Source organism: Candidatus Kaiserbacteria bacterium (assembly GCA_017134395.1).
Classification (GTDB): Bacteria; Patescibacteriota; Minisyncoccia; order Phycocordibacterales; family UBA2100; genus UBA2100.
Genome location: CP070993.1, coordinates 136,635 through 160,811 on the forward strand (window position 1 = coordinate 136,635; position 24,177 = coordinate 160,811).

The 24,177-nt window shown below is 42.3% G+C and carries 22 protein-coding genes and 2 tRNA genes; all 24 read left to right on the top strand.

The window, feature by feature from the left end:
• Positions 1-267: 267 nt before the first annotated feature.
• The 24 genes from dnaX to JXR01_00815 all read left to right on the top strand — a co-directional run bounded on the left by dnaX (position 268) and on the right by JXR01_00815 (position 24,166).
• On the top strand, positions 268-1,317 hold the full coding sequence (gene dnaX, locus JXR01_00700) for a DNA polymerase III subunit gamma/tau (protein QSH39518.1): 1,050 nt from the start codon (positions 268-270) through the stop codon (positions 1,315-1,317).
• Positions 1,310-1,975, top strand: a complete 666-nt coding sequence (locus JXR01_00705) for a histidine phosphatase family protein (protein QSH39519.1) — start codon at positions 1,310-1,312, stop codon at positions 1,973-1,975. The genes dnaX and JXR01_00705 overlap by 8 nt, the downstream gene beginning before the upstream one ends.
• Positions 1,976-2,026: 51 nt before the next feature.
• Positions 2,027-2,097, top strand: a tRNA-Gln gene (locus JXR01_00710).
• A gap of 169 nt (positions 2,098-2,266) precedes the next feature.
• Positions 2,267-2,824, top strand: coding sequence for a M48 family metallopeptidase (locus JXR01_00715; protein QSH39520.1), 558 nt, complete (start codon positions 2,267-2,269; stop codon positions 2,822-2,824).
• A gap of 53 nt (positions 2,825-2,877) precedes the next feature.
• Positions 2,878-3,786: a hypothetical protein gene (locus JXR01_00720; GenBank protein QSH39521.1), complete on the top strand. Its 909-nt coding sequence runs from the start codon at positions 2,878-2,880 to the stop codon at positions 3,784-3,786.
• 8 nt (positions 3,787-3,794) lie between these two features.
• Positions 3,795-4,673, top strand: a complete 879-nt coding sequence (locus JXR01_00725; GenBank protein QSH39522.1) for a hypothetical protein — start codon at positions 3,795-3,797, stop codon at positions 4,671-4,673.
• 153 nt (positions 4,674-4,826) lie between these two features.
• Positions 4,827-5,153: a hypothetical protein gene (locus JXR01_00730; GenBank protein ID QSH39523.1), complete on the top strand. Its 327-nt coding sequence runs from the start codon at positions 4,827-4,829 to the stop codon at positions 5,151-5,153.
• Between the two features lie 16 nt (positions 5,154-5,169).
• Positions 5,170-6,234: an alpha/beta hydrolase gene (locus JXR01_00735; GenBank protein QSH39524.1), complete on the top strand. Its 1,065-nt coding sequence runs from the start codon at positions 5,170-5,172 to the stop codon at positions 6,232-6,234.
• 2 nt (positions 6,235-6,236) lie between these two features.
• Positions 6,237-6,713: a hypothetical protein gene (locus tag JXR01_00740; GenBank protein QSH39525.1), complete on the top strand. Its 477-nt coding sequence runs from the start codon at positions 6,237-6,239 to the stop codon at positions 6,711-6,713.
• A gap of 116 nt (positions 6,714-6,829) precedes the next feature.
• Positions 6,830-7,540 (top strand): hypothetical protein, encoded by a 711-nt coding sequence (locus tag JXR01_00745; GenBank protein QSH39526.1) that lies wholly within the window; start codon positions 6,830-6,832, stop codon positions 7,538-7,540.
• Positions 7,541-7,729: 189 nt separating this feature from the next.
• Positions 7,730-8,308, top strand: a complete 579-nt coding sequence (locus JXR01_00750) for a peptidylprolyl isomerase (GenBank protein ID QSH39719.1) — start codon at positions 7,730-7,732, stop codon at positions 8,306-8,308.
• Between the two features lie 20 nt (positions 8,309-8,328).
• Complete coding sequence (locus JXR01_00755) at positions 8,329-9,588, top strand: glutaredoxin (GenBank protein QSH39527.1); 1,260 nt, start codon at positions 8,329-8,331, stop codon at positions 9,586-9,588.
• A 1-nt stretch (position 9,589) separates the two neighbouring features.
• Positions 9,590-11,239 carry an AAA family ATPase gene (locus JXR01_00760; protein QSH39528.1) on the top strand — a complete coding sequence of 550 codons (1,650 nt, stop codon included), beginning with the start codon at positions 9,590-9,592 and terminating at the stop codon, positions 11,237-11,239.
• Positions 11,240-11,248: 9 nt separating this feature from the next.
• Positions 11,249-12,070, top strand: a complete 822-nt coding sequence (locus JXR01_00765) for a bifunctional 5,10-methylenetetrahydrofolate dehydrogenase/5,10-methenyltetrahydrofolate cyclohydrolase (protein QSH39529.1) — start codon at positions 11,249-11,251, stop codon at positions 12,068-12,070.
• 57 nt (positions 12,071-12,127) lie between these two features.
• Positions 12,128-12,658: an FKBP-type peptidyl-prolyl cis-trans isomerase gene (locus JXR01_00770; GenBank protein ID QSH39530.1), complete on the top strand. Its 531-nt coding sequence runs from the start codon at positions 12,128-12,130 to the stop codon at positions 12,656-12,658.
• A 66-nt stretch (positions 12,659-12,724) separates the two neighbouring features.
• Positions 12,725-14,839: an excinuclease ABC subunit UvrB gene (gene uvrB, locus JXR01_00775; protein QSH39531.1), complete on the top strand. Its 2,115-nt coding sequence runs from the start codon at positions 12,725-12,727 to the stop codon at positions 14,837-14,839.
• A gap of 274 nt (positions 14,840-15,113) precedes the next feature.
• Positions 15,114-17,684: an excinuclease ABC subunit UvrA gene (gene uvrA, locus JXR01_00780; protein QSH39532.1), complete on the top strand. Its 2,571-nt coding sequence runs from the start codon at positions 15,114-15,116 to the stop codon at positions 17,682-17,684.
• A 360-nt stretch (positions 17,685-18,044) separates the two neighbouring features.
• Positions 18,045-19,271 carry a GIY-YIG nuclease family protein gene (locus JXR01_00785; protein QSH39533.1) on the top strand — a complete coding sequence of 409 codons (1,227 nt, stop codon included), beginning with the start codon at positions 18,045-18,047 and terminating at the stop codon, positions 19,269-19,271.
• A gap of 102 nt (positions 19,272-19,373) precedes the next feature.
• Positions 19,374-20,303, top strand: coding sequence for a UDP-N-acetylmuramate dehydrogenase (gene murB / locus JXR01_00790; GenBank protein QSH39534.1), 930 nt, complete (start codon positions 19,374-19,376; stop codon positions 20,301-20,303).
• A 30-nt stretch (positions 20,304-20,333) separates the two neighbouring features.
• Positions 20,334-21,326: a D-alanine--D-alanine ligase gene (locus tag JXR01_00795; GenBank protein ID QSH39535.1), complete on the top strand. Its 993-nt coding sequence runs from the start codon at positions 20,334-20,336 to the stop codon at positions 21,324-21,326.
• Complete coding sequence (locus JXR01_00800) at positions 21,310-21,594, top strand: 4a-hydroxytetrahydrobiopterin dehydratase (protein ID QSH39536.1); 285 nt, start codon at positions 21,310-21,312, stop codon at positions 21,592-21,594. The genes JXR01_00795 and JXR01_00800 overlap by 17 nt, the downstream gene beginning before the upstream one ends.
• Before the next feature lie 41 nt (positions 21,595-21,635).
• Positions 21,636-21,709: transfer RNA gene (locus tag JXR01_00805), tRNA-Ala, on the top strand.
• A 264-nt stretch (positions 21,710-21,973) separates the two neighbouring features.
• Positions 21,974-23,839 carry a hypothetical protein gene (locus JXR01_00810; protein QSH39537.1) on the top strand — a complete coding sequence of 622 codons (1,866 nt, stop codon included), beginning with the start codon at positions 21,974-21,976 and terminating at the stop codon, positions 23,837-23,839.
• 21 nt (positions 23,840-23,860) lie between these two features.
• Positions 23,861-24,166, top strand: coding sequence for a winged helix-turn-helix domain-containing protein (locus JXR01_00815; GenBank protein ID QSH39538.1), 306 nt, complete (start codon positions 23,861-23,863; stop codon positions 24,164-24,166).
• The last annotated feature ends 11 nt before the right edge of the window (positions 24,167-24,177 follow it).

A 24,177-nucleotide genomic window follows, 5' to 3' on the forward strand; every position in this document is an offset into this window, starting at 1 on the left:
ATTTCTATTGCAAAATAAAGAATCAAGAGGTATTTTGTTTAGCAGAAAAGGAGAGCAGCATGAAACTCATCACATCCATTTGGAAATCTTTTCTTGGACTTCTCCAAACCATTGGAACAGTCAAAATGCGCCAACAAGGCGCCCCTGAAAAATATCTTCTTTCAGAAGAAGATTTAAGAAACAAGTAATGTTGTATACTGCTTTCTAGAGTGCTTGCCGTTTTTTAGCGGCAAGCACTCTTTTATATTTTTGCTACAATTGCCTACAATGAAGAAAGAGAATCATATTGCACTCTATCGAAAGTACAGACCAGAATCGTTTAAAGATGTCATCGGGCAAGATCATGTCGTTGAGGTTCTTAAAAAATCTATTGCTGAAAAGAATATAGCCCACGCATATTTGTTTGCAGGTGGGCGAGGAACTGGGAAAACAACCATTGCACGCATTCTGGCAAATGAGATAGGCACGACAAGTAAAGATTTGTACGAGATGGATGCAGCATCGAATCGTAAGATTGATGACTTTCGTGAACTTAACGAATCGGTACATACCTTACCGTTTGATTCAGAGTATAAGGTATACATTATTGATGAGGTGCACATGCTTACAAAAGAAGCGTTTAATGCCTTTCTTAAAACACTTGAAGAGCCACCAAAGCATGTTGTATTTATTCTTGCGACAACTGAAATTGATAAACTTCCAGACACTATCGTTTCGCGCTGCCAAACATATACATTTAAAAAACCGACACGACCGATTCTTTCAACTGCAATTTTGAATGTTGCCAAAGGCGAGAAAGTTACTATCGAGAAAGATGCAGCAGAACTCATTGCCATCATTGCTGACGGTTCATTTCGAGATGCCTTAGGGGTACTACAAAAAGTACTTTCGTACTCAACTGATAAAAAGATAACTCGCAGTGAAGTAGAATCGGTGACTGGTGCACCACGAGCGGAACTCATTCATGAGCTATTGACTGCAATTTCTGAGGGTGTATTAGACGATGCACTTGCATCGATACATGGTGCAGTTGAAGTCAATGTTGATTTTGCTACGTTCTTAAAACTCATATTGGACAGAGTGCGTGCAGTAATTCTGATGCGAAACTCAAAGAAAATGGAGTCGTCACTACAGAATCAATTTAGTGAGGAAGAATTTGAGTTTTTGCAAAAACTTTCTCAAGTTTCTGATACGAAACTCAATTCAAAGGCATTAACTGCAATTCTTGGTGCGTATGTCGATACGCCGCATGCATATATCAAGCAGTTGCCACTAGAGCTTGCCCTTATCGAAGCGATTGGAAAATCATATGAGTAATCCTAAAAAACATATTTATCTAGTGCGTCATGGGCGCAGTCACGCAAACGAAACAGGTATCCGTGAAGGTGCAGAGTCTCCATTAACTGAAGATGGCGAAAAACAAGCGGACTTTGTTGCTGCTCGTTTTCGAAGCATCCCTATAGACGTTGTCTTAACAAGCCACTATGTGCGTGCGTACGACACAGGAAAAAAAATTGCTGACGCATCCAATGTACCTCTCGAGACAGTATCAATGGCGTATGAGCGTGAGCTCCCCCTGGAAGTTCAAGGAAAACATCGTGATGACCCTGCTGTGCGACAAGCAGTTGCACAATTTGAGTACAGTTGGATGCGTGACGCGAATACCGATAATGGTGAGCATTTTGATGATATTAAGAAGCGAGTGGTAGAACTTACTGAGTTACTAGAAGCGCGACCAGAAGAACATATTGTTGTTACCTCACACGGTTTCTTTTTAAAGTTTTTCATAGCACACCATTTACTTGGCGAATATCTTACTCCAGATATTTTTGTAAACCAGCTGATGCATACGATGCGAAGTGCAAATACAGGCATTACGTATTTTACCTTGGGTGGTAAAAAAGATTGGTCACTATGCTCTTGGAATGACTACGCACACCTAGGAGAAATCGTTCGTGAAAGGTGGTACTCGTAGAGGAGATTTGCTAGGATAGTGCACATTGCACAAAGATAGTGTGATGAATACTACCGGATCGTCTAATGGTAGGACACCTGGTTTTGGTCCAGGCAATCTAGGTTCGAGTCCTAGTCCGGTAGCACGCTCAAGAAGCCGCGACACGTATAGTGTCGTGGCTTTTTTCGCGCAGTAATTAACTCTAGAGTTAATTCCGTACCTTTTGATACAATTCCAACTAACCTAGTATGTTATTTTTGTTAGTCGCAACAATAGTAATTTTTTGTACAACATATTGCGTATTGCATTGTTATGAATAAAACCCTTACACTTGATGGTAAAGATATCAATTATCAAATAAGAAGAAGTACACGAGCTAAGCACGTTAATTTAACTGTTCATGCTAATGGAGCTGTTGTTGTTGCGCTGCCGCATACTGCGCTGGAAAGTTTAGCGGAAGCATTTATACGTGAAAAAGCACAGTGGCTAATGAAGCGTCTCAGTTACTTTAAAAAATTTGAAAATACATCACTCGCAGCTCTCACACGAAAAGATTATCTGAAGAATAAAGAGAGTGCGCGTATTCTTGCACACGAAAGACTTGAACACTTTAACTCTCTCTATAAATTCTCATATAATTCTGTTTCCATACGTGACCAAAAGAAATGTTGGGGGAGTTGCTCGAATAAAAAGAACTTAAACTTTAATTACAAAATTTTATTTATTTCAGAAGCGCTACGAAACTACGTCATTGTGCATGAACTCTGCCACCTACAAGAACTCAATCATTCAAAGAAATTCTGGGATTTAGTAGCTCGTACCATTCCAAACTATAAAGAGTGCAAGAAAGAGCTGGGGAAGATCCTCTAGGCCTATAATTGCGACAAATGAGACACATAGAATACTGTGGTAAAATGTATTTCATGAAAAAATCAATCATTATCGCACTCATAATTATTATTCTTGGAGGTATTGGATACTTTATTAGTCAAAAGTCTTCAACTGGAGTAACAGAAACTACTGACACAACTGTGGTAGCTGATACAAACACTGAAGAAAACACAGGAGTAACAGACATGGTAGAAGACGAAGGCACGACACGCATTGGTGCTTCTGTGGAAGGGGGAGCGATTACAGCGTATCACTACGGTACTGGAGATACAGAACTTCTATTCGTCGGTGGAATTCATGGAGGATACTCATGGAACACTGCACTGGTTGCGTACGAAATGATGGATTACTTAGAGGCAAATCCTTCTACTATTCCAGAGAACGTAAAAGTAACAGTGATTCCTGTACTTAACCCTGACGGGCTCGCCAAGGTTGTTGGTACAGCTGGACGATTTACGGAAGCTGATGTGCCAGCCTCTGTTGAAGCAACCATTCCTGGGCGCTTCAACGCACGCGACGTTGACCTCAACCGAAACTTCGACTGTGAGTGGCAACCATCGAGCAAGTGGCAAAGTACAACCGTTAGTGGAGGTACAGAAACATTCTCTGAACCTGAGACCCAGGCAATTCGTGATTACGTAGGAGTAAATCAACCTGAAGCGGTTGTTGTTTGGTACAGTGCTGCAGGAGGCGTATTTGCTTCAAGCTGTCGTAACGGAGTATCGGCTGAAACAAACACACTTACAAACCTTTACGCTGATGCATCTGGTTATCAAGCGTACGAAGAATTTGATTTCTACGAAATAACAGGAGATATGGTGAATTGGCTCGCAAAGAACAATATACCTGCTATTAGCGTTCTTCTTTCAGACCATCAAAATACCGAGTGGACAAAGAATCAAAAGGGTATCGAAGCGCTTCTTAACCATTACGCTAACTAATACGATTTGTGCGGTACAAACTTGTTGGTTTCGTTTTATTCCTTCTTGCTGTAGGAGTTCTTGGCTTCTTTCTTTTTCAAAACTCATTGGAAACTGTTGTCGAGCCAGAAGTGAAAGACACGCTGGGTGTACCAGTTACTATCGGGACTTCAGTTGAAGGACGAGCTATTGACGCATATACCTACGGAGAAGGCGAAACACATCTTTTATTTGTTGGTGGTATTCACGGAGGCTATGAGTGGAATAGTGTTTTGCTCGCGTATACGTTTATCGACTATCTCAATGCTAACGCTCATACGGTACCAGAGGATATTACGATTAGTGTAATACCTGCGCTCAATCCTGACGGGCTTTTTGATGTTATTGGGAAGGAGGGAAGATTTACACCAAGTGATATCTCCGTCGATACAACTAACGGTACTGGACGTTTTAATGCGCAGGGTGTTGATCTCAACCGAAATTTTGACTGTAAGTGGCAGCCAGAAAGTACGTGGCGAAATAAACCGGTGGGTGCAGGTACAGAACCATTTTCTGAACCCGAAGCTACTGCTATTCGTGATCTCGTGACAAATAGAAAGATAGATGCCGTAGTTTTTTGGCATAGTCAATCTAACGCAGTCTATGCTTCGGAGTGTGAAGAAGGTGTGCTTCCTGCAACGATTGCCATTATGAATGCATATTCAGATGCAGCAGGGTATAAAGCGATTGAATCGTTCGATGCGTATCCCATAACAGGCGATGCTGAAGGCTGGTTGGCTTCTATTGGAGTTCCAGCGATTACTGTAGAACTAAAGACTCACGAAACAATAGAATGGAAAGAAAATTTAGCTGGCGTCCGTGCACTTTTGAGTTATTTTAGTGAAGTTGAAAATTCGCTCACAAAATAGCTTTACAGAGCCATACTTCTGCTGAACACCACCACAAGAGTACTTCTATTATTTCTAAATATTGCATACTAAGAAAAATTGGTCGCTCAGTCGACTGTTGCGTTTGTTTTTGACCCTGCACTTAAGAGGGAGATAGTTTGGTATACTTTTTGTATGAAATTATCAAAAGAATATATAAACTATCTAAAGGATAATCCAGAGGGCTACTGGTTTAAACGTAAAGTGTATGGCTGGGGTTGGGTACCGGCAACATGGCAAGGAATACTAACCACTGTTGTGTATATTCTTGCTGTTCTCTTTTTTGCATTTACACTTGACGAAAATAGCTCTGGTCGTGAAGTTGTGTTCACCTTTTTGCTCCCCTTTGTTTTTCTTACGATTACTTTTATCCGCGTTGCGTACTTAAAAGGAGAAAAGCCAAAATGGCAGTGGGGTATACCTAAGAAAGAAACCCAAGTAGGTAACGATACTAATAATTAATACTAAGTTTATATATATGGAGACTCCTAAAAATCGGACAGAACATACAGAGGCGCCTGTTGAAGAGAATCCTATTATTCTTGTTGCAGGTTTAAGCGAGAATATCGATATGTATAGTGATGTTGCGCGACTGTTTCCTGATAAAAGTAAGAAATTTACGTTTCTCAGTACGCATCCTGAAGAAGAGGCAAAACGGCAACAAGAAATTTCTGGAGCAGTTGAGTATGGAGATGCTAGCAAAGATAGTTTAGATGACGGAGAGAGTACAAAGAAAAACACACCAATCATGTCAGTGCGCGATGCACAGTATTTTGCTAATCAAGAAAATCCTGAGAACATGACTGAGTATGAGGACAATGTGCTTGCAGAACGTCACAAGAACTTTGAAAGTCGTGTGCAGCTTGCTGAAAAAGCACTCAGAGAAGCAGTAGAGAATTCAGAGGGTACTACTAATGAGATCACTATTGTTGGTCACAGTGCAGGCGGTTTTGCTACTTTGGCTGCATTGGCACGAGTTGTGGCATCATCTGAGAAGTCGCTGCCAAAAATACACGCTGTACTTATTGCTCCAGCCATTCCTGGTGAAGTAAAACAGTGGCTCGCAGTTGAACCAACGTTCATTGGCGTGGTGATGCGTGACTTTTTCCGCAAGATAGGAAAACTATCTTCTTCATATCTTGTACAACTTTTCTCAAAACGGGACATAACACCTAGTGATGCAGATTTAGCAAAGATTCTCGGACCAATGCAAGATGCAGATTTTGAAGACCGAGTACTTAAGGGAGCCGTACCAATTGCAGGTGGCGAGGGGCTTGATCTAATTAACTATACTGAAGCATTTAAAGACAACGGAACTGCACTAGAGTTTCAAGACTGGCCAAAAAACGTAACTATTGATGTGGTGATTCCTACAAATGATCAATGGGTTAGTGTAAATGGCCAAAAAAAGTTGGTGACGGATGTGCTTAAGGCAGTTGCAGGTGAAAATGCACAAGGACATCTATTAGAAGGTGAGCCGCATTTGCCACTAGGCGAAAAAGATGCAGCTGAAAAGGTTGCAGAAATAATTGCACGAGACTAAGTATGAAAAAAACTCACATAGGAATACTGTTGATGCTTATTGGCACACTTTTTGCTGTAGGTTCTGTTATCTATCTTAAATACGGAGTTCAAACTGCAAAAACAGATACCGAAAATCCCAAGCATGCTCTTATAACACTCGATTCGCCAATGCCAAATGCAACTATCAGTTCACCTTTAGAAATACGCGGTAAAGCTCGTGGATACTGGTTTTTTGAAGCGTCATTTCCAGCTGTCTTAACCAATTGGGATGGATTGATTATCGCAGAAATACCCGTGCAAGCACAGAGTGAATGGATGACAGAAGACCTTGTTTCATTTACTGCCTCTATGGATTTCGAGAGTCCTTATAAAGAAGGGGATCCCGATTTCATGAAGCGAGGTACTCTTATATTAGAAAAAGACAATCCTTCAGGACTTCCAGAGCACGATGACGCGTATGAAATAACTGTGTGGTTTGAGGCAACGGAAGCATTATAGGTATTTTCCAGAAATACTGTGCAAATATTGACTTTAGCCTGTATTCATGTTATTATATTAGGCAGGTATCCTGTGGTAATACAGGATTTTGTTCCTCAAAACAAAGGGAGAAAGCCATGCGAAAGCTTGGAATCTCAATTTTGTCGAGTGCGTTTTTTGCTGTTGTGCTGTCTTTCGGGACGGCGCAAGCATCAACAAGTTGCAGCGAAGAGCTTTCGGGTTCTGTGACAGCTGGGATCTACAGCTCCTATGCCATTTCGCTGGGAGCTGAGATCGATGATCGGACTACAACTCAGGAAGCGGTTCTGCTAAACATCCCATGTTCTGACTTCAGCTTGGAGTTGTGGCGTTCGGATGGATGGCATGAAGGTGGGCACGATGAGACCGATTTCAGTCTGCTTTATAACGACGGGTTTTTCTTCGGCAAAGCCGCATTCTATGAGATCGACGGTCCGGATGACATCTTCGAGTTTCAGTTGGGTGTGCAACACGACATCGTTATGTTGGGTGAAGAAATTCAACCTTACAGCGACGTGACTGTGCACAGCAGTCTAACGGGACAAGAAGATGCGCATCTGAAGTTCGGTGTTCGTTACTCCCGCCCTGTCTTGAAAGATGTTGCTGTATTGCGTTTGGATCTCTCAACTCGTGCTGTCAATTTGATCGGCAGCAGCGATGGGTATTCGGTTCAAGCAGCAAATGCTGCACTTGACTTCACGCTCGCAGAAAACACTACGTTAACTGTTGGATCAAAGAACTTCTGGTCACCTCGTCTTGATGACGGGTACAGACCAGTATTCTTCGGCGCAGTCACCGTAAGCTTCTAATAAGAGCTGTCAAAAAAGAAGCCGCCGCGACACCTCGTCGTGGCGGTTTTTCTATTCTCCTACCTACATATGAGACCTCGGAAACGCTATGGTATACTGTCCCTCTAATTAAATAAAAGACGTATGAAAAGCATTTATTTTATAGTCGCAATCATTATCATTTTAGCTCTTGGAGCATTCACTTACTTTATGTCACCAGAAGAAACAAACGAGCCAGTACAAACAAATCAGGAAACAAACGTACAATCAGCAGGACAGGCACCAGCAGAAACAATACCATTAGGAGACGAAGTAACTGTTGTTATGGAAACGTCGATGGGAAGTATGACTCTTGAGTTAAACGCAAAAGATGCGCCAAATACTGTTGCAAACTTTGTAAAGTTGGCACAGGATGGATTTTACGATGGAACAAAATTCCACCGAGTTATCGCAAACTTTATGATTCAAGGGGGCGACCCGCTAACTAAGGATGATGCACAAGCAGCACGCTGGGGAACTGGAGGTCCTGGATACACCTTTGCTGACGAAATTCATGCAAACAACAATAACGCAATTGGAACAATCTCAATGGCAAACGCTGGGCCAGATACAAACGGAAGCCAGTTCTTCATTAATGTCGCGAATAATGATTTTCTCGACGATAAGCATACAGTATTTGGAATAGTAACTGAAGGAATGGATGTCGTGAACGCGATTGTAGGTACGCCAACACAAGGGCAAGATCGTCCTATTGAAGCTGTTGTCATTAACTCAGTTTCAGTACGTTAGACATTCGGCGAGTCATTGCTATGAAATCTTTTTTGCTCAAGACTCTCCTTATCGCTGTCGTTTCGACAGCGATACTGCCTTTTGCTGTTCATGCTCAAAGTACTGTTGTGACAACAACACAAGAACCTAATCCAATTTCGGTTCATGTGTTTAAGCGAGATGATTGTACCTACTGCAAAGCAGAAGCAGAGTTTTTGGAAGAACTTTCAGTTACGCAAAGAGATTTAAACTTCACAATCGTATGGCACGACGTTGTTACCGATGAAGAAGCGAATAGTTTGTATCAACAAATAACAACATTGAAAAAAGTACCACGTATTACGCCTATAACTATTGTCGGCGACACGCTCATTCAGGGATTTGATGCACCCGAGACAACAGGCGAACGCATCATCGCTGCCATTGGGCGCGCACACGCAGTTGGCGAGCTTCCAATTGAGGATTTTATTGCCGGGAAGACGATAGTTGAAGGTACTTCAACAGCCGGATGTGATAGTGGGGATGTGTGTGCTATTGATGAAGTAGTAAGCGAGTTCTCCTTTAAACTTCCTCTTGTAGGTGTTGTTGATTTACAAACGTTTTCGCTTGCGACACTTGCTGTTGTGCTAGGGACAATAGATGGTTTTAATCCCTGCGCAATGTGGGTTCTTATTACATTCTTGCTTATCCTTATGCAAATTGGAAACAGGAAGCGAATGTTACAAATTGCAGGACTCTTTTTAATTGCAGAAGCAGTGATGTACGGCCTCATTCTAAACGTATGGTATTCGGCTTGGGATTTTGTAGGGCTCGACAGAATTATTACACCGCTTATTGGACTACTCGCGATTGGTGGTGGTCTCTACTTCCTTCACAAATATAAAAAAAGCCGCGACGCGCTTGTGTGTGATGTTGCAAGCATAAAGACACAAAGCAAAATACAAGAAAGGATTCATTCAATTGCAAAAGCGCCTCTTACCATCGCTGCGATTGGCGGTATTATTGCGATTGCTTTCTCGGTGAACATCATCGAATTTGCCTGCTCGGTCGGAATTCCACAAGCATTTACAAAGATACTTGAACTTAATCAATTAAGTTTCTTACAAACACAAGGATATACGCTACTGTACATTCTGTTTTACATGATAGACGATTTCATTGTGTTTGGGTTTGCTGCGTGGGGCATACAAAAGATTCAATCAGCGGAGAAATATTCTCGAGCGTCGATGCTCTTCGGGGGAATATTAATGGTGCTCCTTGGGTCAGTGTTGCTTTTTGCGCCGACTGTTTTAACGTTCTAGTATGAAACAAGAGACAGCTCTTGGAATTTTGAAGACCGGCCGTAATGTGTATTTAACTGGTGCCGCTGGCTCGGGAAAGACACATGTGCTAAATCAGTACATTGAGTATTTGCGAAAGAATCATGTAGGTATCGGTATTACCGCATCTACCGGTATAGCCGCAACACACTTAGGCGGTATGACCATACACTCATGGACTGGCATTGGAATCAAAGACTATCTCACAGAGTGGGATATTGACGCACTTACTCAAAGGCAACCTTTGGTAAAGCGATTTGAACGGGCAAGTGTACTTTTAATAGACGAGGTATCTATGCTGCGGCCAGAACTTCTGGACATGGTCGATGAGGTGGCAAAGGCATTGCGACGGAACACAGAACCTTTTGGTGGTCTACAGGTAATTCTCTCGGGAGATTTCTTTCAGCTACCACCTATCGTTCGCGATGGAAGCGAAGACGCCTTTGCTGATTCAGCAAAAGCATGGCATGAGGCTGATTTTAGAATTTGCTACCTGACTGACCAATACCGACAAGAAGGTGGGCAGTTGTTAGACATTTTGAATGATATTCGTGACGGGGAAATTTCTATTGAGTCACAAGAATCTCTTCAAAGTAGAATGGTTCGGGAAGATATTGATACGAGTGAGTACGCAGAACAAGAACCAGTCGTGTTGCATACTCATAATCAAAATGTTGATAAACGAAACCTTGAAGAGCTTGCGAAGCTCAAGAGTGAGAGTGTCGTATACGACATGGTATCTACTGGCCGAGCAAATCTTGTGGAATCTTTAAAGAAAAGTGTATTGGCACCAGAAAAGTTGGAACTCAAAATTGGTGCGCGTGTTATGTTTGTGAAGAATAATCCTGACCAAGACTATGTAAACGGAACGCTAGGAGAGGTTGTAGATTTATCTGGAGAATATCCAGTTATAAAAACTCATTCGGGAGAAGAAATTGTAGCCACACCAATGACATGGGAAACAACAGATGACAATAAAGTGCTTGCCTCAGTCGCACAAGTTCCACTTCGCCTTGCGTGGGCAATTACTGTGCACAAAAGCCAAGGAATGAGCCTCGATGCAGTTGAGGTAGACCTTTCACGTGCATTTGCTCCAGGACAAGGGTACGTCGCGCTTTCTCGTGCACGCACTCTCGAAGGGCTCACTTTGCATGGACTGAACAGAACTGCCCTTGAAGTACATCCGTATGTGCGCATGCGTGACGAACAGCTGCAGGCTGAATCACAGAGATGGGAAAATGTATTTACTAAATTTTCAAAAACGAGAATTGAGGAAATGCAAAAACAATTCATAGATAAAGTTGGTCGTACAGAAAGTGAGGCGGCAAAAGCTACGGTTATCCCAACGCATGTTAAAACACGCCACTTACTCGATGAAGGAAAAACATTGGACGATATAATAGCAGAGCGTGGAATGACAAAGGGAACTATCTTAGCGCACTTAGAAAAGTTAAAAGAAACTGACCAAGAATCTTCTTTTGCTCATATAAAACCAACAGACTCTTTTTTGAAAAACATTCTCGCTGCATTTAAGAAAAGTGGTGGTACAAAACTTTCCCCAGTGCACAAAGCTCTCAAGGGGAAATATACCTATGAAGACCTGCGGCTGGCGCGATTATTTATTTCAGAGTAGGATACCCCAATGAATATGATTGTAGACGGGCGCGCAATTGCTCAGAAAATTAAAGAGAGTTTAAAAAATGAGGTTCTTGATCTGTCAGAGCCGGTAGAGCTTAGCATTATTGTAGTTGGTGATAATTCAGTCACTGATACATTTGTTTCAGCGAAAGAGCGTTTCGCTAAAGATATTGCTGTTACATTCACGAAAAAAATATTCGCTAAAGATGCCACAACAGAAGAGCTTATTTCATATATTGAAGAGGTGTCGAAATCGGTTCATGGTGTCGTTGTGCAACTTCCGTTACCTATGCATATTGCAACTGACGAAGTGCTCGCAGCGATTCCAATAGATAAAGATATTGATCTACTCAATAGTGCAACTTTTGAAAGGTTTGTCTCTAATAAGGGTTCGTTTATTCCTCCTGTGGCAGGAGCGGTGCTTGCAATTCTTGATGAATACAATGTTTCAGTTGCTAATAAAAAAGTGGCTGTTATTGGAAAAGGGAAACTTGTTGGCTTACCGGTTCAGAAAGTACTCGAAACACGTGGTGGTGAGGTAATCGTACTTGATACTAAAACAGATAGCACAGACTTTAAGAAAATACTTAGTGAAGCAGATATTATTGTGTCGGGAGCAGGTGTCCCAAATCTTATCCAGCCAGATATGGTCAAGAAAGGAGTCGTTCTCATTGATGCTGGAACATCAAGCACGGGAGGTAGTGTTACAGGTGATATTGCAAATGAATGTGTAGAGAACGCGTTAGTTTTTTCAAAAACTCCCGGAGGTGTTGGACCACTTACTGTTGCCATACTTTTTGAAAACCTTCTTGCTGCTTCTCAATAATAATCTGGGTATAACATTTTTTCAGAACGCTTTGGGTTACTATATAATTAGAACACTATGAAAAAACTCACACAAAAGGAAGGAATTGCAGTAGGAGTAGCACTCATTTCTGTCGTTGCATTTGTTCCTGGACTCTTTGCTTCAAATGTACAAACAAACGCTACTGATTTTTCAAATGATGTAAGCAATGTACCTTCTGAACACCAGGCGTACTTTGAGGAAGTTGAAAGTACTATTTCAGATTTTGATGCGGAAGACATCGTTATCGGTGATGGTAGAGAGGCAGCGTTTGGTGATACGGTGTATGTTCATTATGTTGGAACACTTTCAAATGGTGACGTTTTTGATACGTCTACTGGTAGTGTACAGCCGTACAGGGTTACACTCGGACAAGGTGAAGTTATCACTGGTTGGGAAATTGGTTTGATTGGTATGCGCGAAGGTGGTACACGACACTTGATTATTCCACCTGCATTAGCCTATGGCCCAAATGAGTTAGCTGATAAAGACGGCAACGTCATTATCCCAGCTGATACGACGCTTATGTTCGATATTGTTTTGTTACAAGTTGATAGAGGAGCTGAATAAGGACCTTCTACAACGTAAAAACCGACAACAAAAGTTGTCGGTTTTTATTTTGTACCGTACAGTAGTGTGGTGAAAGAAAATATTTTCAATTTAGTAAAACCGTATGAGCCAGCTGGAGATCAACCAGCGGCTATTTCTGCACTCACTAAAGGGGTAGAGAGTGGAAAGCGACACCAGACACTACTTGGTGCAACTGGTACTGGTAAAACCTATACTATTGCCAACGTCATCCAAAACACCGGCAAAGCAACGCTCGTTATTGCACACAACAAAACGCTTGCGGCACAGCTTGCTGCAGAGTTTCGTGAATTCTTTCCTAATAATGAAGTACACTATTTTGTCTCGTACTATGACTTCTATCAGCCCGAAGCCTATGTCGCCATTACAGATACCTTTATCGAGAAAGAAGCGCAAATTAACCAAGAGATAGACCGTTTACGGCATGCTTCGACTCAAGCGCTTCTTACAAAAAAAGATGTCATAGTCGTTGCATCTGTTTCTGCTATTTACGGTTTAGGAAGTCCACAGGAGTACGCCCGCGTTATTCTTGATTTGAAAGTAGGTGGCACATACACACGAGCAACCTTGGTGCGTGAGTTGGTAGAAATGTATTTCACTCGTGTTGCAGGAGATTTATTGGCTGGAACGTTCCGTGCACTGGGAAATACGATAGAGATAATGCCCGCGAATGAGGAGGTTATATTTCGTCTTCATTTTGAAGGAACCACTATTACTAAGATAGAACGTCTCGACCCTATAACACGAGCAATTCAAAATGAAGAGACCCAGGTTGATATATTTCCGGCGAAGCATTTTGTCACTCCAGACGAGGTAAAAGAGGAGGCCCTCAAAGATATCGAAGCTGAGCTAAAGGAACGCCTCAGTATACTGAGGCGTTCAGGAAAGGAGCTTGATGCTGAGCGCTTAAACCGCCGAACTCGCCAAGATATCGCAATGATAAAGGAAATAGGCTACTGCAACGGCATTGAGAACTATTCAAAACATTTTGATCGCCGTAAATCTGGAGAGCCACCACATACGCTCATTTCATACTTTCCAAAGAAGGACGATGGGACACCAGACTTTTTAACGGTGATAGATGAATCACACGTAACTCTTCCGCAGATTGCTGGAATGCAGGCCGGAGATAGAGCACGTAAAGATACGTTGGTAGAGTTTGGGTTTCGCCTGCCAAGCGCACGCGATAACCGACCCCTGAACTTTGAAGAGTTTGAGGAACGAATTGGTGAGGCGATTTATGTAAGTGCCACGCCAAGTAAGTATGAGCTTGAACATAGTAGTGATGGTTCGTGTTCACTGCATACTGATTACAAACAAAAACAACACGCACAAATTCATGAAGAACAGGTAGGGACGCATCCTGCGGCCTGTTCAGTCATTGAACAAATAATTCGACCTACTGGATTGGTTGATCCAGAAGTAAGTGTGCGTCCTGTTGTTTCGAGTGAGTCTTATGCAGGGCAAGTGAAAGATTTTATTGAAGAAGCGAAGAAAGTTACAAAAAATGGCGCACGTTCATTAGTAACAGTGCTCACAAAAAAGATGGCAGAAGATTTAGCAGAGTATCTTGAAGAGAGTGGTATTAATGCCAAGTATATACACAGCGACATAAAGACAGTTGAAAGAATTGGCATCCTGACTGATTTTCGAAGAGGAGAGTTTGACGTACTCGTGGGAGTGAACCTCCTGCGCGAAGGTCTCGATTTGCCAGAAGTAGAGCTTGTGGGAATACTCGATGCCGACAAAGAGGGATTCCTGCGCAGTGACACTGCACTTATCCAAACAATTGGTCGCGCAGCACGTAACGTGAATGGGCGAGTTATTCTCTATGCTGATAACGTTACAGGCTCAATGGAGCGTGCGCTTAATGAAACCAGTCGGCGTAGAGCAAGACAGGTAGCACATAACAAAAAACATGGAATTACTCCGCAGAGTATTAAAAAAGCAATTACCGATATTTCTAGTCAGTTTACGAAGAGTCATACTAAAGCAGTAAACAAGATGGTGGAAATGGATACGGCAACAGTTACAACAAAAGCTGGAAGAAAGAAGCTTGTAACGCAAAAACGAAAGCAAATGCTTGAAGCTGCAAAAAATCTCGATTTTGAAACAGCAGCGCTGTTGCGCGACGAGGTAAAGGCGTTAGAAGAAGGAATGTAGTTTTACACTTTCTTTTTTCGTGGTACGCTCCTTTTTGGAAAGGGAGGAAAGGCATGTTTACTTCATCACACATTAAGTATGCTTTTGCAGCTACTTGTTTGTTTGCGTTAGTTCTGCTTGAGCTATACGTTCGAGATATGTTGTAAAAGTGAGATCCTCGTTTTGTACATTTGGAGGTCGACCCGAAAGGGTTGGCCTCTTTTTGTTGCGTAGCGGCTTTGTGGTATAGTGTCCGTGCTAACCCCTGCCCCCATGCAGGGACGAATTCGTATATATGGAAGATAAAATTGTTGTAAAAGGTGCGCGTACGCACAACCTAAAAAATATCACTGTCGAAATGCCGCGAAATAAGTTGGTAGTTATTTCTGGACTCTCGGGTTCAGGGAAATCATCATTGGCATTTGATACTATTTTTGCAGAAGGGCAACGACGCTACGTTGAATCGCTCAGTGCGTATGCTCGTCAATTTCTGCGACAAATGCAAAAGCCAGATATCGATGAAATCTCAGGGCTTTCTCCAGCCATTTCGATTGACCAAAAGTCTCGATCAAACAACCCACGATCAACCGTTGCAACTATTACTGAAATTTATGACTACCTGCGTGTTATGTATGCACGTGTTGGCCGACCGCATTGTTTGAAATGTGACCGACCAATCCATAAGCTAAGTAGCGAAGAGATATTTCAGACAATCAAGAAGCTCATAGCAAGTACTTCAAAAAGTTCTAAGAAAATACTTGGAGTGGACGTTAATTCAGCAAAGATACAGCTTTATGCTCCTGTTGTTGTTGGGCGAAAGGGAGAATACTACCAGTTGCTTTACGATATGCTCGGCAAAGGATACGAGCGAGCTCGTGTAGACGGTAAAGAAGTGAGTCTGCGAGAAAAGGTGGTACTTACCAAAACAAAGAAACACAATATCGATATTCTTATTGACGAGGTATATGTAACTGAATTTAAAGACGACAAAAAAGGAACAGAGGAACGAATCTCTGAGGCAATAGAGCGAGCACTCACTGAAGCAGATGGCCTTATGCGCGTGATTGATCCAATGGGCGAAGAACACATTATTTCTGCAAAGTTTATGTGTCCGTACGATGGTTTCTCTTTCCCTGAGGTAGAGCCACGTTTGTTTAGTTTTAATTCACCCTACGGAGCGTGTGAAGAATGCAAGGGGCTTGGCACAAAGCATTACTTCATGAACGACCCGTGTGAAGTGTGTAATGGAGCGCGACTACGAAAAGAAGCACTTAATGTATTTCTTGGGAACGGTAAGAATAGAAAGAATATTGTTGAGCTTGCCGCTCTGTCCATTGATGAAGCACAAGACTTCTTTATAGAGCTAGAATTAACAGAAACAGAAGAAGAGATTTCTCGTGTCATTGTAAAGGAGATTACCGATCGATTGCAATTTATGATAAACGTGGGTATTTCGTATCTCGCGCTCGATAGACGCGCAAACACGCTTTCAGGTGGAGAGGCACAACGAATTCGTCTTGCGAGCCAGCTCGGTAGTGGCTTGGTTGGTGCTATGTACGTATTAGACGAACCAACTATTGGTCTTCATCAACGAGATAACGACCGCCTCATCAAAACACTTACAAAATTACGTGATCTTGGAAACACTATAATTGTTGTAGAGCACGACGAAGACACTATTTTTGCAGCTGATTATTTAATTGATATTGGCCCAGGTGCCGGTGTTCACGGTGGTGAAGTGGTTGCTTCAGGATGGATGAAAGACTTACTTTCAGCCAAAACAAATAAAACTAAATCTGCAACGCTTGCATATTTACGAGGAGAAAAAGAAATAGCAATACCAGAAACTCGTAGAGAAACAAACAAAGGGGTTCTGCTTATCCGTGGTGGAAAGAAATTTAGCATTCAGAACCTAAGTGTCGATGTGCCACTTGGACGATTCGTAGCAATTACCGGTGTCTCAGGCTCAGGCAAATCTACCTTTATGTACGAAATTCTTCATGAAAACCTTAAGGCGCGATTTGATAAAAGATACAGAAGCGCAAAGGTGTATAACTGCGCACGTTTTTCGGGTACGGAATATCTCACACGCTCTATTCTTATTGATCAATCGCCGATAGGGCGAACACCACGTTCTAATCCAGCTACCTATACTGGAGCGTTTACGCATATTCGCGATCTCTTTGCAGAAACAACAGAGGCACGTGCGCGCGGATGGAAGCCAGGGCGTTTTAGTTTTAATGTAAAGGGAGGGCGCTGTGAGGCGTGTCAGGGAAACGGTATGGTTGCCGTTGAGATGCATTTCCTTCCAACTGTTCACGTAACCTGTGATGTCTGTTTAGGAAAACGCTTTATGAAAGAGACACTCGAGGTTGAATACAAAGGGAAGAACATCAATCAAGTGCTCAATATGACAATTGAAGATGCGATAGATTTTTTCCAAGATATTCCTGGCATCTACGATCGTTTGAAAACACTTGGTGAAGTAGGTCTTGGATATCTTACATTAGGGCAAAGCGCTACAACGCTTTCAGGGGGTGAGGCGCAGCGTGTAAAGATTGCCTCAGAACTATATCGCCCTGGAATGACCAAGACTATGTACTTGCTTGATGAGCCAACTGTCGGTTTGCATTACGATGATGTAGCAAAACTTATTGAAATTCTTCAAGAATTAGTACGACGTGGAAATAGTGTCGTACTTATTGAACACAATATGGATGTTATCAAATCTGCTGACTACATCATAGATTTTGGACCTGAAGGGGGAGATGAAGGTGGGAAGTTAGTAGCGAAAGGAACACCTGAAGAAGTTGCAAAGGTAAAGGGGTCACACACTGCTACTTATTTGAAGAAAGTGTTGAAATAGAAAAAGGCAGCGTTACTCAGCTGCCTTTTTTGGTACGCTTTCTTTTTCCAGATCTACATAAGCTCGAAAGCCAACTTGGAATAGGGCGTCCCATTTCTTGTCATTGTCGCCGGTTGGCCGAAACCCATAAAAGCGGCAAAAAACCTCAAACCAATAGTGTGGGCAGTAACGGTTTGTGTATAGGCAAGGCTTATGGCGACAACTTCCTCTTGCCTGAAGAAGAGCTTCTCTGATTGGCATTGCCATCAGTACCTCTTTCTGTTGAGAACATTCTAAAATCTAACTATACTGCAAATTGTAGAGTAATACAATGGCCAAAAAGCGCTTGCTGAAAGATTATTTGAAAGGCATATTAGTACAATGCAAAAGAAAGATATCAAAAAAATAAAACTTCCGGACATGCCGGGAATCTATATATTTCGTAATGCGAAACGTCAGATTTTGTATGTTGGTAAAGCGACGTCGCTACGAAGCAGAGTTCGTAGCTATTTTAATACTGATATACAAAGTAGCCGAGGGCCTCTTATTGTAAAAATGCTCGAAGAAGCCAAATCGGTTGACTGGGAGGAAACAGATTCCGTTCTAGAGGCTCTTATTCTGGAAGCAAACCTCATTAAAAAGCATCAGCCTGATTACAATACACGCGACAAAGACAATAAGAGTTTTAACTACCTTGTTATCACAAAAGAAAAGTTTCCACGCGTACTTGTTGTTCGCGGTAGGGACTTATTTACAACATGGAAAGATAAGGATATTAAACATCTGTTTGGGCCTTTTCCTCATGGCGGTGCGTTGAAAGAAGGTCTTAAAATAGTCCGTAAAATATTCCCGTTTAGAGACAAATGTTTACCTGCAGAAGATACCAATTCAAAACCGTGTTTTAATAAACAAATAGGATTATGCCCTGGTGTGTGTTCTGGAGACATCAGTAAAAGCGAGTACTCTAAACTCATTGCAAACATTAAATTGTTGTTTGAAGGCAAGAAAACACAACTTCTCAAAAATCTCACTCGAGATATGAAAAAAGCTGCCAAAGAAGAACGCTTTGAAGAAGCGGGAGGCTTAAAACATAAAATATTTGCTCTTACGCATATCCAAGAGACTGCATTACTTGGAAGTGACTATAAAGTATCTTCAGGCGATGGCTCTGAAAGAATAGAGGCGTACGACGTTGCTCACATTAGCGAGACTGCTCGAGTAGGCGTAATGGTTGTAGTACAGGAAGGAGTGGCTAAGAAATCGCAGTACCGCAAATTCAATATAAAGACAGAGAAAATGGGAGACATAGCTGCACTCGAAGAAATACTTCAACGAAGATTTATGCATGTAGAGTGGGAATTGCCAACACTTATTGTTGTCGATGGTGGAGTTGCACAAAAAAACGCCGCACTAAGAGTACAGGCTGAATTTGGCTACAAAATACCAATTGTTAATGTTGTTAAGAACGCGAAACACAAAGCCGACAAGGTTGTAGGGAACGCTGTTGTTATTGAAAAGTGGGAGAAAGATATTTTACTCGCGAATAATGAATCTCATCGTTTTGCAATTTCGTTCCACCGTGCAAAACGAAAAAAGGCACTCATATAAAATTCACGCAGATAGACGCTCCGACCCACAAAAACTTAGGACATCGGATGTCCTAAGTTTTTGTGGGCGTTAGAATTAACTAGTTCGTGTTAGAATCTCGATATGGAAATACAAGAAAACATACTTTTGAAAGACCATACTACTTTTGAAATTGGCGGTGTTGCTAAATACTTTGTTGTTGTTCACTCAAAAGAAGAGCTACAAGAGGCATTGGAGTACGCACAGACAAAGAACCTCGCATTTACTTTTATTGCTGGCGGTAGCAATATACTTGCGTCAGATAGCGGCTTTGATGGTTTGGTAATTAAGATGGCACTTGTAAAACACTCAGTTGACACTGAAAAAAATGAAGTGCAGGCAGAAGCCGGAGCTTCACTAATGGAAGTTATTCACGCAGCGTGCAGTGCGGGGCTCACTGGGATGGAACCAATGTATGGGATTCCTGGCACTATTGGAGGTGCGGTTCGCGGAAACGCAGGAGCTTTTGGAGTTGAGGTTGTAGACATACTTTCACACGTTACTGCTATTGATATCGAAAGCAAAGAAATACGAACTTTTACCAATGAAGAATGTGCGTTTGATTATAGAGATTCATTTTTTAAGCGTAACAGTAATTGGATTATACTGTCAGCAACGTTTTCTCTTGCGGCGGCAGAGTCTACAGAATGCATCAAAAAGGCGGAAGAAATTCTTGCTACACGCAATGAGCGGCAAATACAAAATATTCGTTCAGCTGGATCTTTTTTTATGAACCCAATTGTTTCAGAAGAACTCCAGAGAGAATTTGAAAAAGAAAAGGGTACGCCAGCTCGAAACGGACGAGTACCTGCAGGTTGGCTTATAGAAAAGGCCGGATTTAAAGGGGTCGTGAAAGACAAAGCTGCCACAGGAGAACGTAGTTCTAATTATGTTATTAACCGTGGAGCTGCGACCGCAGCAATGGTTCAAGAGCTCACTTCAGAGATACAGGGAAATGTTGAGGAGAAATTTGGAGTGAAGCTTGAACGAGAAGTCACACAGATGGGCTTCTAGTTGCACTGTCGCTCATGGTACACTAGTGCCATGTCACGAATTAATGTTGGAGTTTTACGTGGTGGACCTTCAAGCGAGTATGAAGTATCTCTCGCAAGTGGGAACTCAGTACTCCAGCATCTCTCTGAAGAACGATACAATGCAAAGGATATTTTAATATCTAAAACTGGCCAATGGCATTCAAGAGGACTTCCTGTTAGTCCTGAACGCGCACTTCGCGATATTGATGTTGCATTTATCGCACTACATGGCGAGTATGGTGAAGACGGGGAAATACAAAAGATTCTTGATGCTCACAACATTCCTTTTACTGGCTCTGGCGTTTTTGGTTCAGCAATTGCAATGGATAAAGGGAGCACACGGAAACACGTAGGAAACATTGATGGAATTAAAATGCCGGGACACGTTGTTCTTCATAAAGAAGAGGTAACCGGAACACTTGCTGAAGCTGCCCAAAAAGTATTTTCTCAATTTGGCCCACTTTACATCGTGAAGCCACTTCGTGGAGGCTCATCAGTAGGTATTGCAACAGCTGACTCTGTTTCGTCACTTGTAGGCGCACTGAAAGATGTCTTTGCAGTTACAGACGCAGTTATTGTCGAACAATTTATAAAAGGAAGAGAGGGAACGTGTGGTGTTATTGATAACTTCCGAGAAGAATCAGTCTATTGTTTGCCGCCTGTTGAGATTATAGTACCAAACAACAAAGGCGTATTTGATTACGAAGCCAAGTATGATGGGTTAACCGAAGAAGTATGTCCTGCCAATTTTTCAGGAGTTGAAAAGGAGCTTATGCAAAATGCAGCGCGGCAGGTGCACAAAACGCTCGGACTGAATCACTATTCGCGCTCAGATTTTATTGTCGCACCTTCGGGCATATACTTCTTGGAAGTAAACACGCTACCTGGACTCACGCCTTCGTCGTTGCTTCCAAAGTCGCTTGATGCTGTTGGAGTTGAGTTCCAAGATTTTCTTGATCATTTATTAACACTTTCACTTAAAAATAATGGCAGCACTCGATAAAGACGCATTACGTTCATTCTTAATGAGTGATTCAGTATGGGAACTAGACGCACAAGATAACACTTTAGTGCGTACTTTTATGTTTCGTACGTATAAAGAAGGGGTGGCCTTTGCCAACAAGGTTACTGAAATTGCAGAAGAGCATAATCACCATCCCCAAATTATTATAGATTGGGGGAGCGTCACAGTAAAAACAACAACACATGATGATGGAAATACTGTAACCGATAAAGATATCAAGATAGCACAAGCTATAGATGCGCTATAAATCGTTGAAATTATCCTATATGCTGTTAGAATAGCCCAGTCGGGCCAGTAGCTCAGTTGGCTAGAGCGCCTCACTTGCACTGAGGAGGCCGGGGGTTCGAGTCCTCTCTGGTCCACATAGACATGTAGAATCCCCAAGCGATTAGCTTGTGGGGTTTTTACATTGTCTTGGATTCCAGCGAGAACTCGAAAAAAGCGAAATATATCTGACCGGAAGGAAGATTTGAGCGGCGGGGTCGCGTCGCTTAGTATTTTGGAGCCTGCGAAAAAAATATTTAGCAAAGGTGACCGAGTCCTCTCTGGTTATTAAACACCCCGCATAGCAAAAGCTATGCGGGGTGTTTATTTGCAAAGGTTTGTACGATTAGTACCATTGAGGAATGGAAGTGGGACCGTGGAAATCAGAGTCAGTCGAAAGCCCAGAACTTTTTCGTGGAACACTTGGATTTGACTTCGTGTTTACACGCGAAGATGGAAAGCTGAAGTGTTATTGTATCGAATTCAATGGGAGCAATAGTGGAGTACAAGGAGTGCGGCGGCTGCCTGCAGATGCTCTCGATGCAACACACAAAATTTTGGCATCAGTACGAAGCTCAGCAAGTGAAAAAACGCGAGAAGCAGTACGAAAGTACAACGATTTCATTAGAAGAAATCCGGACCAGTCTTTTTCAGTGGTGGTAGCAGGCCATCTTCGTGCACAGCTCGATGATGCACCATTGCATACGCATGAATATTCAAATCCGGAATTTATCCAAGATATAACACTGAATAAACGGCGCCAGGAAGAATATATACCACGCGCTAACCGACCAAACTCGTGGAAACCGGGCGATTCCACGAAATCTAAGAGCGGGTTTTGGATCTATAAAGAGGGTGGTTCGTCGCGTGGACAGGGTATCTACATTCTTTCCGATACTGAACTAGCAGATATGCTTAAAGAGGCACCGAAGATAGACGAATCGACTCTTGGTAATGATGTTATACAAGAATTGTTGCCGGTCACCGGTGCAGAAAATGCAACAGAGGCACACAAAAATCGTGCAGCTTCCATGCGCCTACTAATGGACTTCCGCTATTTAGAAGGCGGGACGATACAGTCGGACTTTTCGACCAGCTATCAGCGAATTGCACCTCATGACAAAAATAGTACACAGACACCCGGTGGTGAGGATTTTCAAAAAGAGGATACTTTGGTGGTTAATTATTCAACAGGTGCGCTTTCGGCTGCGGCTTCGCCAATGGAAATAAAGCTCGCAAAAGAAGTCGCAGAAAAAGTTATTCACAATCTAGCTAACACGTACATAAAGAAGATGATTAATGAAGAGAAAGTACATCGACTTATGTTGGAAGTACCAACGGGCCGCTCACGCGAAGTAAGTGCAGTCAATAAGGAAGTGAATGATGCACTTATTACATTGTACACGCGCTTTGAGGATACGTATGGTAGAGATTATCTACCATTTCATAATAGCTACCACACTGCGCGTGTTATTGCACGAGTCGATAAGATATGGCGCAGTATTGACGAAGGTGAGCACGATTTAAAAGAGTACCTTCTTCTACGGCTATGTGCAGCATTTCATGACAGTGTTCAAAAATGGAAGTCATTCGAGATTGAAGAAGACTTCAATGGGCAGAAGTTTACGAAAATCGTTAGGAAACGTTTTACCGGACAAAATGAGAAAGAGAGTGCAGGTGAGCTTGTCGCATGTATGCGCCAGATTAATCAAGAAGTTAACTACGATTTTTTCTCTCGCGAAGATGAGCGTGTTGCACAGGAGGCCATTCAGGCAACGATACCTGCATTTGATATTGCACGTGGTACCGTGGGACAACCCAAACTTGAAAAACACTCATCGCGTGTTACACGACTTCTAGCACTTGCCGATCTCGGAGCTGCGGGACTGGAGTCGGAAAAATTTGTATATGAAGGCAATAGAATTTTCCAAGAAGAAAACATTGATATCTATGAAGCCTTGCAAAGCCCTGAAAAGATCGATGATGCGCATAAAGAATATTTTAGACATAGAATGTTCGAGTGGTCGAAGTCACAACCAAGATTCGCCAAAGGGCGACAACGACTCTTAGAGAAGGAGTTGGTTAGACTGCCACAGCGCGAAAAGAAGGAAATTAGATATCTGTTTTGCGGTTTTGAAGAAAGTATTGCATATGCAAAAGAGGCAGTTGAGAGACGACGTACTATGAGTTTCGAGGAGCTTGCAAAAGATATGGGGTACGAGTTCTAGGCCGTGTTACTATATACATACATGAACATCTTACTTTTGATTGTTGCAGGAGCTGTTGGTGTTGCACTCGGTGTGTACTTTGGGAAAGGGAATGATGTACCTACTGTGTCCTTTGGTAATCGTAAGCGAAAACGTTTAGACAAAATACTGACACTGTATATAGATAATGATGAAATAACTAACAGTGATGTACGAGAGCTACTAAACGTATCTGATGCAACAGCGACACGGTACTTGGACCAACTAGAAGACGAAGGCAAAATAGAACAAATAGGTGAGACAGGAATGAATGTATTCTACCGCTCAACAAAGGCTCAAAATCTGTAAACGCCTCAGTA